Origin of the sequence: Amycolatopsis sp. NPDC059657, from assembly GCF_042734395.1 — a bacterium.
GTDB lineage: Bacteria > Actinomycetota > Actinomycetes > Mycobacteriales > Pseudonocardiaceae > Amycolatopsis.
Genome location: NZ_JBHWEB010000092.1, coordinates 25,838 through 38,566, shown reverse-complemented (window position 1 = coordinate 38,566; position 12,729 = coordinate 25,838). Strand labels below are relative to the sequence as shown.

The following is a 12,729-nucleotide window of genomic DNA, read 5'->3' as shown; positions in this document are numbered from 1 at the left end:
TGGCGCCGACACCACCAACACCGCGCCCGCCAATGCCACTACCAGCGACGACACCAACAACCAACACCCGATCACGAACTACAGCTGGAGTACTAACCGGCGAAAACACTCACGACCTCTCTCAGCAGGCTCGCCCGCACCACGCGCGTGGCCCCGGTTTGAGTGAGGGAGGCCCTCACTCAAGCTGCCCTGGGGCACGCCACATTTGGCCCTCAGTAGAACCGCCCGCAACGCTCACGACTACCCGATCGAGTAGCTGTCCCCGTAAACCTTCCAGTGCAACGGGGTGTTGAGGTCGAGGTTGCCGTCGTTGAGCCAGACACGCTGCGCCGTGTCGATCCGGCTGGTGTCCTCGTGCGCGGCTTCCTTCTTCATCTCGATGACACGCTCGTCCAGGAAAGCTTGCAGGTAAGCCGTTTCGTCGCCGCCCTGCGCCGGTGAAGCCGCCCGGCCGAGCGCGCGGCTCCTGATCGCCTGCATGCCTTCGTAGCCGTGCACGACCGCAGCGTCGTAGTAGGCGAACTGCCCGAGCGCGCGCACGCCGTCCTGCTTCGCCCGTGACACCGCCGGGTTGAAGTAGACGCGATCGCGTTCGGATTCCTGCAGATCACGGAAGGTCTGGTCGTTCGCGGCCGACCGCCAGTCACCGGGGTAGCCGGGGTCGAGCCCTTCGTGCGAGTCAGAGCCGTCCACCTCGCGCAGCGCGGGCAGGTACTTCGCGAGCACGTTGCCAGGCTTGACGTCGGCGTAGCGCTCGACGAGCTCCAGCATGTCGTGGGTACCCGAGGTGAACCCGATGATCCCGCCGGTGTAGCCGCGGCCGTCGCCGATGTCCTCGATGTACCCGAACTGCGCACGCCAGTCCAGCGACGAGTTCTCCGCGCTTGACACGATCTGCATCGCGTGATCCTTCTTGGCCGGATCGTCGAGCCCCGGACCGGCGGCGATCGCCGAGGGCGCCGAGGTGACGAGCACCGTGGCCAAGCCGAGAACCGCCATCAACCGGACGGAAAATTTCACCGCAACCTCCGAGTTGGTCAGATTGCGGCACAGTTGACCCGATGACCGGGACCTTCGTCAAGACTCTTTCCAAATGTCCGGCAGGACAACAAACGTCACTCAGCGCGACGACCGACTTGACGGACCATCGCTGAGATTCGGCTCGGAAACCCCTGAACCGCAGGCATGTCAATACCCCTGCCCGCGCGAAATGCCCCCTTATTCAAGGGGTAAGGGTCGACAACAGTGTTGCGAACACGGGACCGTCGGTTTGTACCCCTTACAGGGACGGTTCGAGCCGTCACTGCCGCAACCGTGGAGGCTGGTCCGCACCCCGCCGGAACCGAAGAAACCACTGCTCAGCGTAGTTTTAAACGAACGTTCTATACAAGTGAATAGAACACATGTATAGTACGTCGAGTGAGCAAGCGCGGCCGGAGAGTCACCCGTACGAATCCGGCGTAGCGGACTAACGGGACAGCGATGCCCGGACGGATCGACCGAGCCGTACCCCGGTATGGCTACTGAGAGTGACTTACTAGGAGGAGAAAGTGAACACCACCATCCGGCTGGAGTCCGTGCGCAAGGTCTATGGCCACGACAACAATGCCGTGGTCGCGCTCGGCGGCGTCGACATCGGATTCGAGCGCGGGACCTTCTCGGCGGTGATGGGACCGTCCGGTTCGGGCAAGAGCACGCTGCTGCACTGCGCGGCCGGGCTCGACACGCCCACCTCGGGCAGTGTCCGCCTCGAAGACCAGGAACTCAGTGGCCTCAACGAAACCCAGCTCACCCTGCTGCGCCGTGACCGCATCGGCTTCATCTTCCAGTCGTTCAACCTCCTCCCCGCGCTGACCGTCATGCAGAACATCCTGCTTCCCTTGCAGCTGGCCGGAAAGAAGCCGGATCAGGCGCTCGTGGACGAGGTCATCGACCGCGTCGGGCTCACCAACCGCGTCCACCATCGCCCCGCCGAGCTCTCCGGCGGCCAGGCCCAGCGCGTCGCCATCGCCCGTGCGCTGGTCACCCGCCCCGCCGTCATCTTCGGCGACGAGCCGACCGGCGCGCTCGACAGCAAGACCGCCCGCGAAGTACTGCTCCTCCTCCAGCAGGCGGGCGCCGGCGGCCAGACGATCGTCATGGTCACCCACGACCCGATCGCCGCTTCCTACGCCGACCGCGTGGTTTTCCTTGCCGACGGCCACATCGTGACCGAGCTGCAGCGCCCGACGGCCGAGGCCGTCGCGGAGCGGATGACCCACCTGTCCGAACTGGTCGAGCAGCGCAACCGTGCCGCCGCGGCTCCGGTCGGGGGCGTGTGATGTTCCTTCTCGCACTGCGCAGCCTGAAATACCGCTGGGCCGCGTTCGCCGCGACCTTCATCGGGATGTTCCTCTGTTCCGGCATCGTCATCGCCAGCGGTGGCATCCTGGAGACCGGTCTCCGTGACGAGGCGCCCGCCGAGCGGCTGCAGGCCACGCCGATCGTCATCGCCGGTGACACCGTCTACCCGCTGCCCAACAACCCCGTGGCGACGCTGCTCGAACGCGTCCACATCGACGAAAGCCTGATCAGCACCATCCAGACCGTGCCGGGTGTGCTCAAGGCACTGCCGGACGTGTCGTTCCCCGCCGCCGTGGTGAAGGACGGCGCGACGGTCAACACCGGCGTCGAGTCCAGCGGCCACGGCTGGTCGTCGGCGGAGATGCTGCCGTACGCGCTGAGCTCGGGCGCGGCCCCGCAGTCGCCCGGCGATGTGGTGCTGGACAAGCGATCCGCCGACGCGGCGGGCGTGACGGTCGGCGGCGAGGTCAAGATCGCCGTGCGCGGCACCACGGAAACCTTCCGGGTCACCGGTATCGCCGAACCCGGCGCCGCGGTCAACCAGGCCGGGCTGTTCTTCTCGCCTGCCGACGTGCAGCGGCTGATCCCCGACCCCGGCAAGGTCGACAACATCGGCGTGTTCGCGACGCCGGGCACCGACGTCGCGAACCTGCGGCAGCAGCTCACCACCGCGCTGGCGGGCAAGGGCACCAAGGTGCTCACCGGCGACATCCGCGGGCACGGCGAGAAGCCGAAAACCCTCGAGGTGACCGACCTCCTGATCATCGGCGTGCTGATCGGCGGACTGTCCACATTGGCCGGTCTGATGGGTGTCGCGTCCACGCTCTCGCTGGCTTTCCAGCAGCGCCAGCGTGAAATGGCGCTGCTGCGCTCCATCGGCACCACCCCGCGCCAGCTGAAGCGGATGATCATCGGCGAGACGATCTTCGTGTCGCTGATCGCCACCGCGCTGTCGATCTTCCCCGGTGTGCTGTTCGGCGAGGTGCTGTACGACCGGATCGTCGACACCGGCCTGGTCGCCGAGGGACTCGCCTTCCACCAGGGCCCGATCCCGACCATCGTCGCCGCGCTGATCTCGCTGATCACCTCGATCGGCGCCGCGTCCATCGCGGGCCGCCGGGTCACCAAGGCCAAGGCCATCGAGGCGCTCACCGACGCCGAGATCCAGGAGTACAAGTCCGGCAAGCTGCGCCCGATCTTCGCGATCGTCTGCTTCGTCATCAGCGGCTCGCTGATCTACGTGGTCCAGCTGGCCAACGGCCCGCTGAAGGCGAGCCCGGCGATCTTCTCCTGCATCTTCGCCGGGATCGGGCTGGCACTGCTGGGCCCGATCGTCGCCAAGACGACGACGCGGATCCTCGGCCCGCTGGTGCGGCGGACGACCGGTATCGCCGGTTATCTCGCCTCGCTCAACGCACAGGCCCGCGTGACGCAGGTCGCCGCCGTGATCACCCCGATCATGCTGGTCACCGGCATCGCCACGGCCAACCTCTACGCCACCACGACCGAGACCGCGGCGACCGAGACGTACACGCAGGAGCTGGCGCACAACGTCATCCTGCAGTCGGGCGAGAGCGGTTTCGCGCCCGAGGTGCTCGACGAGATCCGCAAGGTCAACGGTGTCGACGGCGCCTCGGTGTTCCTCACCAGTGCCGGCTTCATCGAGAGCCCAGCCGACCCGTGGCAGGGCCGCGACCTCGGCGGCTCGCAGATCAAGGGCTTCAACGCCGACGCGGCGGCCAAGGTGTACGGCACCTCGGTGGTCGAGGGCTCGTTCAGCGACCTCGTCGGTGACACGGTGGCGCTGACCAACACCCACGCCAAGGACATGGGCGCCAAGCTCGGCGACACCATCTCCATCCGGATGGGCGACCGGGGCAAGGTCGATCTGAAGGTCGTGGCGCTGTTCACCGCCAAGGAGAGCTTCGAGTCCATCGTGATGCCCGCCGAGACGCTGGAGGCGCACACCACGCTCGGGCGCGCCAGGTTCATCCTGGTCAACCCGGCAGCCGGTGCCGACATGGGCCGGCTGCGCGCGGACTTGACCACCGCCATGTCGACGGTGCCGGGCGCCACGATCGGCGACCGCAAGTCGCTCAACGGCGCTTTCCTGCACCACCTCGGCGCGCAGGCGCTGGTCACCCTGCTGATGATCGCCATGCTGGTCGGCTACATCGCCATCCAGGTGATCAACAACCTCTCGCTGGCCATCACCAAGCGGCGGCGTGAGTTCGGGCTCCAGCGGCTCACCGGGTCGACGAAGGACCAGGTGCTGCGGATGACGGCCATCGAAGGCGCGCAGGCGGGCATCATCGGCATCGTGCTCGGCACGCTCATCACGCCGCTCACGCTGGTGCCGTTCAGCCTGGCGCGCACCGGCTCGCCGATCCCGTCCGGCTCGCCGTGGATGTACATCGGCGTGGTGCTCTTCGCGGGTCTGCTGGCCATGGGCGGGACGCTGCTCCCGACCTGGCTGGAACTGCGCAAGAGCCCGCTCGAAGCATCAGTGGTCGCGTAGCGCGCCACTGCACCAAGGGCCCCGGCGAATCCTCCTCGCCGGGGCCCTTCCTTTGCCCGGCCGGTAAAATCAATTACCCACACAGAAAGAATGTCTTTACCACACCATTCGGGTGCGGGCATTCTCCGCCATTCGGCCGCCGAATGCCCGATGTTCTTTACCGGCCCCCAAAACACGGGCAATCATAAGATGTGCAAATCACGATAACGCCTCCACTGGCGCCGGAAGACCGGCTGTTCCTCGAAGACGCGGCCGAGGGCGGCGCGCTCGCCCACCGCGCCCGCATCGTACTGCTCGCCGCCGAAGGCATGGCGGTCAAGGACATCGTGACCACACTCGGCGTCTCGAAGCCGACGGTCATCCTGTGGCGCAAACGCTATGCCGCCGAAGGAGTGGCCGGGCTGGCCGACCGGCCGAAGCCGGGAAGACCGCGGCGGGTGAGACCCGTGCCCTAACGCCACTTCGTTTCACCAGAGACCTGCGCGCGGAGCTTGCTGAGCGCGCGGTGCTGCAGCACGCGCACGTGACCGGAGGTCAGCCCGACCGCCTGCGCGGTCTCGCCCGCGGTGAGGCCGACGACGATGCGCAGAGTCAAGATCTCGCGCTGCAGTTCCGGCAGGGTGAGCAGCAATTCGCCCATCTGCGCGCGCAGGTCGGAAGCGAGCGCCTGCGACTCGGGTTCGCCCATGTCCCCGACGGTTTCGGGGATCTCGGGCATCGGGCTCGACTTGTCGCGCGAGGCGGCGCGGTACGCGTCGGCGACCTTGTTCGCGGCGATGGCGTACACCAGGTGGGTGAACGAGCCACCCCGGTCCTGGTAGCTCGGCAACGCCTTGAGCACCGCGATGCAGACCTCCTGCGCCACGTCGGCCGCCGAGAGGTAGGAGACGTGGTGACTGCCGATCCTGGCCCGGCAGTACTTGAGGACCATCGGCTGGATGGCCGCGAGTGTCTGGTTCCGTGCGGCCTCGTCACCACGAGCCGCCGCGAGTACGACGCGCTCGAACTCCTCCTTGGCCGGGTCCCGGTCGGTCTGGGGGCGCGTCTGCGTCGTGCTCGTCGTCATGGGGCAAAGTCTTGCGCGCAAATGGCGTAAGCGCGCCGGTACACCGGCCTGACAAGAAGTGTCCTTAAGGCACTTGTTGTACAGCGTTCAGTCTGCTAGTGACCAGTCCTGCGCGGTGCGCCCGGCGGCACACAGGTCGACGTCCACAATGTACGGCGCCGTCGTGCCGCACTGCCCCGGATCCACGGGCTGGCCGTGTCCCATGCCGGTGATCGAGTACGTCTGGACGACCGCCTGACCAGCGGAATTCCTATACACCGCATGGGGAAACCCGGCCACGGTGTCGCGGGTGTCGGCGACCGCGTCGGTGCCGTGCACGTCGGTCCACTGCTCGGCGAGCTCGGTCAGGTTGGCGGAATTCACCGTGTAATCAGCGGTACCGTGCCAAATACTGACCAAGGGCCAGGGTCCCGGGTGGCCACCGGCGCGGACCTTGTCACCCCACTGACGCGGAGTCAGATTCTTGCCGGGATTCATGCACGAGAACGCCGTCAGCTGGCTGGTCGCGCAGCCGTACGGCAACCCCGCGACGACCGCACCCGACTTGAAGGTCGCCGGATACAGCGCGAGCATCGCCGCCGTCATGGCGCCGCCGGCGGAAAGCCCGGTGACGTGGACGCGCGCCGGATCGGCTCCGGAGTCGGCGACCGCGCGGTCCACCATCTGCTTGAGGGACAAGGCTTCCTGAGGCGTCTTCACCGCGTCGAACCACGTGAAGCATTTACTGATGTTGTTGGCGGTTTGCTGCTGCGGCAACACCAGCGTGAACCGCGCCTGCTGCGCGAGCTGGACCCAGCCGGTGTTCGCGCCGTAGCCCGCGGCGTCCTGGGTACAGCCGTGCAGCGCCACGACCACCGGGCGGCCCGGCGAGAGCCCGTCCGGCACGTACCGGAACATCTTGAGGTTCCCGGGATTCGACCCGAATCCGGTCACTTCACCGATGCCGGCCGCGCCCGCCGGTGGGGTCCCGGCGAAGAGCAGCACCAAGCTGAGCACGAGAACCCGCAGCTTACCGTCCATTGTGGACCTCCTTGTCCTGGAACGTTCCTTCCACGTTAAGGAGCAACCAACCCGGTCGCCATGGCGCCGTCCACCACAGCGGGCGGGCGCGAGGTGGTGCCCGCGACCATTACCCCGCGCCTGCCCGAGGCCTACCTTCGGTGACCATGCGCACGCTGCTGGCCATCGCCGTCCTCGCCGCGACCGTCGTCCCCGCCGCACCCGCCGAAGCCGCCTCCTGCGGGAACCCACGGGTCCCCGGCGCCGAGCACCAGGAGTCCGCGCGGGTCGCGGACCTGAGCACCGCGGGCGGCCACACCGACCCGGCTGACTGGGCCGGGCTCACCCCGGCGGGCCTGCCCGCGCCGACGGCCGTGCCCGGCATCCAGATCGACGGCTATTTCCCGGACACCTCGACCGGCAACACCAACCACGGCTGGAACCACGACTCCCAGTTCGTGCTGCGGCTGCCGGACAGCTGGAACGGCGGCCTGGTGATCAGCGGCGCGCCCGGTGTCCGCGAGCAGTACGCGAACGACCGCGCCATCTCGGACTGGGTGCTGGCCAAGGGCTACGCGTTCGCGTCGACCGACAAGGGCAACACCGGCGCCGCCTTTTACGAAGACGGCCGCCGCCCCGGCGACGCGCTCGCCGAGTGGAACTTCCGCGTCACCCAGCTGACGCTGGCCGCCAAGGCCGCGGTCGCCCACCGCTACTGCGGCCCGGTCCGCCGCACGCTCGCGACCGGCCTGTCGAACGGCGGCTACCTCGTGCGCTGGCAGCTCGAAAACCATCCCGAGCTGTTCGACGGCGGCGTCGACTGGGAGGGCACATTGTGGACGGACCACACGAACCTGCTCACCTTCCTGCCGCCCGCGTTACGCGCCTACCCGGACGCCGGCGCGATGCACGCCGCGGGTTTCCCGGCAGGGTCGGAGTTCCTGTGGGACTACCACCACAAGTACTACTGGGATCTGACCCAGCGCATTTACCGCACCGAATTCGACCCCGCGTATACGGGTGCCGAAGCGGACTACGACTTCGCTTCCCGGCCCGCCTCGGTTCACCGCGCGGTGGAGCGGATCTCCTTGACCGGCCGCATCGGCAAACCACTGCTGACCCTGCACGGCACTTTGGACGTCCTGCTCCCGATCAGCCTCGACTCCGACCTCTACGCCCGGATGGTGCACGACGCGGGCCGCGACCGGCTCTTCCGCTACTACCGCGTCGAAGGCGGCAATCACGTCGACGGTCTTTACGACGCCTTCCCCGCGCTGGTGCGCCCCCTGACGCCTTGCCACCGCAGCGCCTTCACCGCACTCGAATCCTGGCTCGGCGCGCACATCCAGCCACCCGCCTCCCGCACCGTCCCCCGCGAAGGCGACGTCCTCAACGCCTGTCAGCTCTGACGGGCTTGGCAGATCGCGTTGTCGACCAAGCGTGCGCTGGCGGTCCCCTGGCCTGGCGTCACGCCGTCGTCCGACATCGACATGACCACGCTGGTCCGCCCGTCCTCGGTGACGGCACCGTTCGTCACGAAGCCAGGGGTGCCGCCCGCGTGGAACCAGGTGACGGTCCCGCAGCTCGCCGTCTGCTTGAGCACGCCGAGCCCGTAGCCGGCACCGGGCACGCCGATCGGGACCGTGGTCTTCATTTCGGCGAGCTGCGCCGGCGGCAGCAGCCGTCCGCCGAGCAGCGCACGCCAGAACGTGCCGAGATCCTTGGTGGTCGACACGATCTCCGCCGCCGGGCCCGCCCAGCCGAGGCTCACCTCGGTGCTGCGGAATGATCCGGTGCCGGTCAGGGTGTAGCCCTCGGCGTGCGGCCTCGGCAGGAACGGGGAGTCGCCAGGCAAGGTCGTGTCCCACAGGCCGAGCGGCCTGATGACGCGCTGCCGCACCTCGTCGCGCCACGAGTGCCCGGTGACCTTTTCGATGATCATGCCCGCGATGACGTAGTTGACGTTCGAGTACTCCCATTTGGTGCCCGGTTCGAAGACCGGCGGATGCGCGACGCTCAGCTCGACCACCTTCTCGGGTGACATCCGCAGGAACCGGTTCTTGCGGAACCCGGCTTCGGTCCCCATTTCGAGTTCGATCTCGTGCGGGTAGTCGTAAATGCCACTCGTGTGCTGAAGCAGGTCGCGGACCGTGATCCGGTTACCGTCGTTGCCGTTCCCCCGCACCAGATCCGGCAACCACTTCGCCACTTTGTCGTCGAGTGACACGCGCCGCTGCGCGGTGAGCTGCAGCAGCACGGTCGCCACGAAAGTCTTGGTGTCACTGCCGATCCGGAAGTGACCGTCGACCGAGACCGGCACGTTCCTGCCGAGTACCGCGGTGCCGCTACCACCCGTGCTCTGCCTGCCCGGTGAGACCACCCGAGCCTGGACACCGACGGCCCCGGAGTCGCGCACGGCGTCCAGGTCGCGCTGCAAGCCGCTGGGCGAAGCTTGCGCCACGGTCGCCGACAAAACCAGGGCCACCGCAGTGAGTAATAAGGCTTTTCGCATGCCATCGACGCTAGTGAAGCCAAACCGCACCGACCATGTGCCAGGCACGAGCGTCCATGGTGGGGCAGGCCCTACTAACCCGAGCGGCTGGCGTGCCCTCGGCTGAGCACACAAACGCCACTTATGCAACGCTGAGCGACACACACGCCCCGTTCGTTCCGTCCAGCCAGCGCGCCGCGACGCGAGACCTAGCTGCGCCAGGTCAGCACCTGGGCGAACCGAGCATGGAGCGAAAGGAAGAATCTGGACGTTGAACGGCCAGATTCCTCCGTTCGCGAAGAGGGGCTCACCTGAGGCGCCCCGTTCGACTTCCCTCAATTGCCCGTCCTGACCCGGTGCAGCTCCAGCGCGAGCTGGACCTCCAACGCCCGCGCGGGCGTCTGCCAGTCGTCCCCCAGCAGGGTCGCGATGCGATCCAGGCGTTGGACGACCGTGTTGACGTGCACGTGGAGCTCGTCCTTGGTCCGCGTCAGATTCGAGCCGCACGCGAAGTAGGCCCGAAGCGTCGCCACCAGCTCGGTGCCACGCCGGGCGTCGTACTCCAGCACCGGCCCGAGCGTCGCGCTGACGTACCCATCGAGGTCACCCCGGTCCCCCAGCAGCAGCCCGACAAAACCGAGATCCGCCATGGTCGCGCCCTCACCGGCGCGCCCGAGCGCCACCAGCGCCCGCAGGCACCGCATGGCCTCGTCCCACGCCGCGGCCAGAGCCGCCGGCCCCGGAACCGGTCCGGCGGCACCCACCGTCCCCAAAGTCTTGGCCAGCTCACGCACGTCCACCGCGCCCGGCAGCACCAGCACCCCATAGCTCCCGGAAACCCCGGCCAGCCCACCACGAGCACGGGCGACCCTGGTCACCGCGGCCGAAGGACCGTCGACAGCCAGCACGGTATGCGGGGCGTTCAGATCGACACCCCAACGCCGTCCGCGAGCCAGCAGCCCAGGAGCGTCACGACCGGCGAGCAGGTCGGTGATCAGCTCGCCGCGCACCTTGTTCTCGGCCTCCGCGACAGACCGGCCGAGCATCAGCAGCAGCGCCGTGACCACGCTCGCCCGCTCGAAGAGCCGCCGGTCCGCGCCCTCCAGCGACGGCCGCCCGGACAACGCGATGCTTCCGAGCAGTTCCGGCCCCGCCAGTACCGCGCACACCCACACCCCATCGCTCAGCACGGCCCGCCCGCTCGCACGGGACGCCGCGACCGCCCGCGCGGGAATGCCGGTGGCGGTCAGCTCGACACCTTCGGCGTCGTGGACCGCGATCGCGCCGCCGAGCACCTCGGCGACGGCCGACGCCACTTCCGGGACACTCGCGCCGCGCAGCACCAGGTCGGTCAGCCGGTCGTGGGCGTCCTCGGCGCGCTGCATGGCGTCGTTGTGCGCCTGGATGGTCGCGTGCGCGCGGCGCGTCTCCTCCAGGAGGTTGGTCGTGTCGATGGCGATCGCCGCGTGGTCGGCCAGCGACGAGAGCAGCGCGACCTCGTCGGGGGTGAACTCCCGCGCCGCCCTGTCGGCCGCGTACAGCACGCCGATGACCCGGTTCTCCAAGGTCAGCGGCACCCCGACGATGGCGACCAGCCCCTCGTCGCGGACCGCGGCGTCGATCGGGCCGGTGTGGTTGAACCGCTTGTCGGCGAAGTAGTCGGCGGTGGCGTAATGCCGGGCGCCGGTCGCGACCACACCGCCGAGCCCCTCGCCCATACCGAGGCGGACCCGTTGGAACAGCGGGGAAATCGAGCCGTCGGTGACCCGCATGTAGGTGTCGCCCGCCACCGGGTCGTTGAGCGAGAGATACGACAGATCGGCACCGAGCAGCATCCGCGCCCGGTGCACGATCGACTTGAGCACGGCGTCGGGGTCGCGCTGTCCGGCCAGCTCACTGGCGGTGTCGAACAGCGCGACCAGCTCGGCCTCCCGCCGCCGATGCCTGGCGAGCAGCACCAGCAGTGCGGGCACGACGTCGTTCATGCCCGACATCGTGTCATCGCTTGGCGAGTTCGACCTCTTCACGCTCGTCGACCAGCGACACCCCGCGGGTCTCCCGCGACGCCAGCACCGCGACGACCGTGAGCACACAGGCGCCGACCAGGTACAGCGACACCGGCGTCGTGCTGCCGTACGCCTTGAGCAACGCCGTCGCGATCAGCGGCGCGAGCCCGCCGGCGAGAATCGACGCCAGCTGGTAGCCGATGGACGCGCCCGAGTACCGCACCTTGGTGCCGAACAGCTCCGAGAAGAACGCCGCCTGAGGCCCGTACATCGCGCCGTGCAGCACCAACCCGACCGTGGTCGCGAGAATGATCAGCGGCGAGGATTTCGTTGCCAGCAAAGGGAAGAACGCGAATCCCCACGCACCGACCCCGATCGCGCCGAACAGGTACACCGGCCTTCGCCCGAGCCGGTCCGACAACGCGCCCCACATCGGGATCGTCACGAAGTGGAAGGCCGAGCCGACCAATACCGCGGTCAAGCCGACCGACTTCGGCAGGTGCAGCGGCCCGGTCAGGTACACCAGGATGAACGCGGTGATCACGTAGTACGAGACGTTCTCCGCCATCCGCGCGCCCATCGCGACCAGCACCTCACGCCAGTGCTCACGCAGCACGGTGACGATCGGCGCCTTCTCTTCGGGCTTGCGATTCGCTTGCGCGGCAAGGAAAGCGGGCGACTCCGAGATCGCCATCCTGATCCACAGCCCGATCACCACGAGCACCCCGGAGAGCAGGAACGGGATCCGCCAGCCCCACGAGAAGAACTGCTCGTCGGTCTGGATCGCGGCCAGCAGCGCCAGCACGGCCGTCGCCAGCAGGTTCCCGCCCGGCGCGCCGCACTGCGGCCACGAAGCCCAGAACCCGCGCCGTTTCGGATCGCCGTGCTCGGAGACGATGAGCACCGCGCCGCCCCATTCACCGCCGAGCGCGAAGCCCTGCACCAGCCGCAGCACCGTGAGCAGGATCGGCGCGAGCGCACCCACCGTCACGTAGGTCGGCAGCAGGCCCATCGCGAACGTCGAGCCGCCCATCAGCAACAGGCTGAGCACGAGCAGCTTCTTACGCCCGATCTTGTCCCCGAAGTGTCCGAAGACCAGCCCGCCCAGCGGCCGCGCGATGAACCCGATCGCATAGGTGGCGAACGAGAGCAGCGTGCCGGTGAGCGGATCCGCCGTCGGGAAGAACAGCTTGTTGAACACCAGCGCGGCGGCCGAGGTGTAGAGGAAGAAGTCGTACCACTCGATCGTCGTGCCGATCAGGCTGGCACTGACGATCTTGGATATGGATTTACTCATCCAGGCTCC

10 protein-coding genes are annotated in these 12,729 nt (G+C 68.1%); 4 read left to right on the top strand and 6 right to left on the bottom strand.

The genetic code is table 11. The features are described from left to right. Positions 1 to 240: 240 nt before the first annotated feature. On the bottom strand, positions 241 to 1,020 hold the full coding sequence (locus ACFV15_RS35435; protein ID WP_378356123.1) for a chitosanase: 780 nt from the start codon (positions 1,018 to 1,020) through the stop codon (positions 241 to 243). A 530-nt stretch (positions 1,021 to 1,550) separates the two neighbouring features. Here ACFV15_RS35435 and ACFV15_RS35430 point away from each other — a divergent pair. The 3 genes from ACFV15_RS35430 (at position 1,551) to ACFV15_RS35420 (ending at position 5,316) form a co-directional block, all read left to right on the top strand. Beyond that, the gene (locus ACFV15_RS35430) at positions 1,551 to 2,321 is read left to right on the top strand and encodes an ABC transporter ATP-binding protein (RefSeq protein WP_378356121.1); all 771 of its coding nucleotides are present in this window, start codon (positions 1,551 to 1,553) and stop codon (positions 2,319 to 2,321) included. Then, a complete protein-coding gene (locus ACFV15_RS35425) occupies positions 2,321 to 4,861 on the top strand; it encodes an FtsX-like permease family protein (RefSeq protein WP_378356119.1) in 2,541 nt (846 codons plus the stop codon). The genes ACFV15_RS35430 and ACFV15_RS35425 overlap by 1 nt, the downstream gene beginning before the upstream one ends. Positions 4,862 to 5,052: 191 nt before the next feature. Then, the gene (locus ACFV15_RS35420; protein WP_370944101.1) at positions 5,053 to 5,316 is read left to right on the top strand and encodes a helix-turn-helix domain-containing protein; all 264 of its coding nucleotides are present in this window, start codon (positions 5,053 to 5,055) and stop codon (positions 5,314 to 5,316) included. On the opposite strand, the gene shbA is transcribed toward ACFV15_RS35420, so the two are convergent. Beyond that, the gene (gene shbA / locus ACFV15_RS35415) at positions 5,313 to 5,927 is read right to left on the bottom strand and encodes an RNA polymerase sigma factor ShbA (protein ID WP_378356117.1); all 615 of its coding nucleotides are present in this window, start codon (positions 5,925 to 5,927) and stop codon (positions 5,313 to 5,315) included. The two genes, ACFV15_RS35420 and shbA, sit on opposite strands and share 4 nt — an antisense overlap. Before the next feature lie 87 nt (positions 5,928 to 6,014). Further along, a complete protein-coding gene (locus ACFV15_RS35410; RefSeq protein WP_378356115.1) occupies positions 6,015 to 6,947 on the bottom strand; it encodes an alpha/beta hydrolase family esterase in 933 nt (310 codons plus the stop codon). Between the two features lie 146 nt (positions 6,948 to 7,093). Between ACFV15_RS35410 and ACFV15_RS35405 the strand changes: the two genes are divergently transcribed. Then, positions 7,094 to 8,335, top strand: coding sequence for an alpha/beta hydrolase family protein (locus ACFV15_RS35405; RefSeq protein WP_378356113.1), 1,242 nt, complete (start codon positions 7,094 to 7,096; stop codon positions 8,333 to 8,335). Here ACFV15_RS35405 and ACFV15_RS35400 read toward each other — a convergent pair. The 3 genes from ACFV15_RS35400 to ACFV15_RS35390 all read right to left on the bottom strand — a co-directional run bounded on the left by ACFV15_RS35400 (position 8,326) and on the right by ACFV15_RS35390 (position 12,720). Then, complete coding sequence (locus ACFV15_RS35400; protein WP_378356111.1) at positions 8,326 to 9,411, bottom strand: serine hydrolase domain-containing protein; 1,086 nt, start codon at positions 9,409 to 9,411, stop codon at positions 8,326 to 8,328. The two genes, ACFV15_RS35405 and ACFV15_RS35400, sit on opposite strands and share 10 nt — an antisense overlap. Positions 9,412 to 9,752: 341 nt before the next feature. After that, positions 9,753 to 11,402 carry a helix-turn-helix domain-containing protein gene (locus tag ACFV15_RS35395; protein ID WP_378356109.1) on the bottom strand — a complete coding sequence of 550 codons (1,650 nt, stop codon included), beginning with the start codon at positions 11,400 to 11,402 and terminating at the stop codon, positions 9,753 to 9,755. Positions 11,403 to 11,415: 13 nt separating this feature from the next. Next, complete coding sequence (locus ACFV15_RS35390; RefSeq protein ID WP_378356107.1) at positions 11,416 to 12,720, bottom strand: MFS transporter; 1,305 nt, start codon at positions 12,718 to 12,720, stop codon at positions 11,416 to 11,418. Between the last annotated feature and the right edge of the window lie 9 nt (positions 12,721 to 12,729).

What these genes read in the sequence shown, in the direction of transcription:
- ACFV15_RS35425 (WP_378356119.1), top strand. Translation starts at nt 2,321, where the DNA reads ATGTTCCTTCTCGCACTGCGCAGCCTGAAATACCGCTGGGCCGCGTTC.
- ACFV15_RS35390 (WP_378356107.1), bottom strand. Translation starts at nt 12,720, where the DNA reads ATGAGTAAATCCATATCCAAGATCGTCAGTGCCAGCCTGATCGGCACG.
- ACFV15_RS35395 (WP_378356109.1), bottom strand. Translation starts at nt 11,402, where the DNA reads ATGAACGACGTCGTGCCCGCACTGCTGGTGCTGCTCGCCAGGCATCGG.
- shbA (WP_378356117.1), bottom strand. Translation starts at nt 5,927, where the DNA reads ATGACGACGAGCACGACGCAGACGCGCCCCCAGACCGACCGGGACCCG.
- ACFV15_RS35405 (WP_378356113.1), top strand. Translation starts at nt 7,094, where the DNA reads ATGCGCACGCTGCTGGCCATCGCCGTCCTCGCCGCGACCGTCGTCCCC.
- ACFV15_RS35410 (WP_378356115.1), bottom strand. Translation starts at nt 6,947, where the DNA reads ATGGACGGTAAGCTGCGGGTTCTCGTGCTCAGCTTGGTGCTGCTCTTC.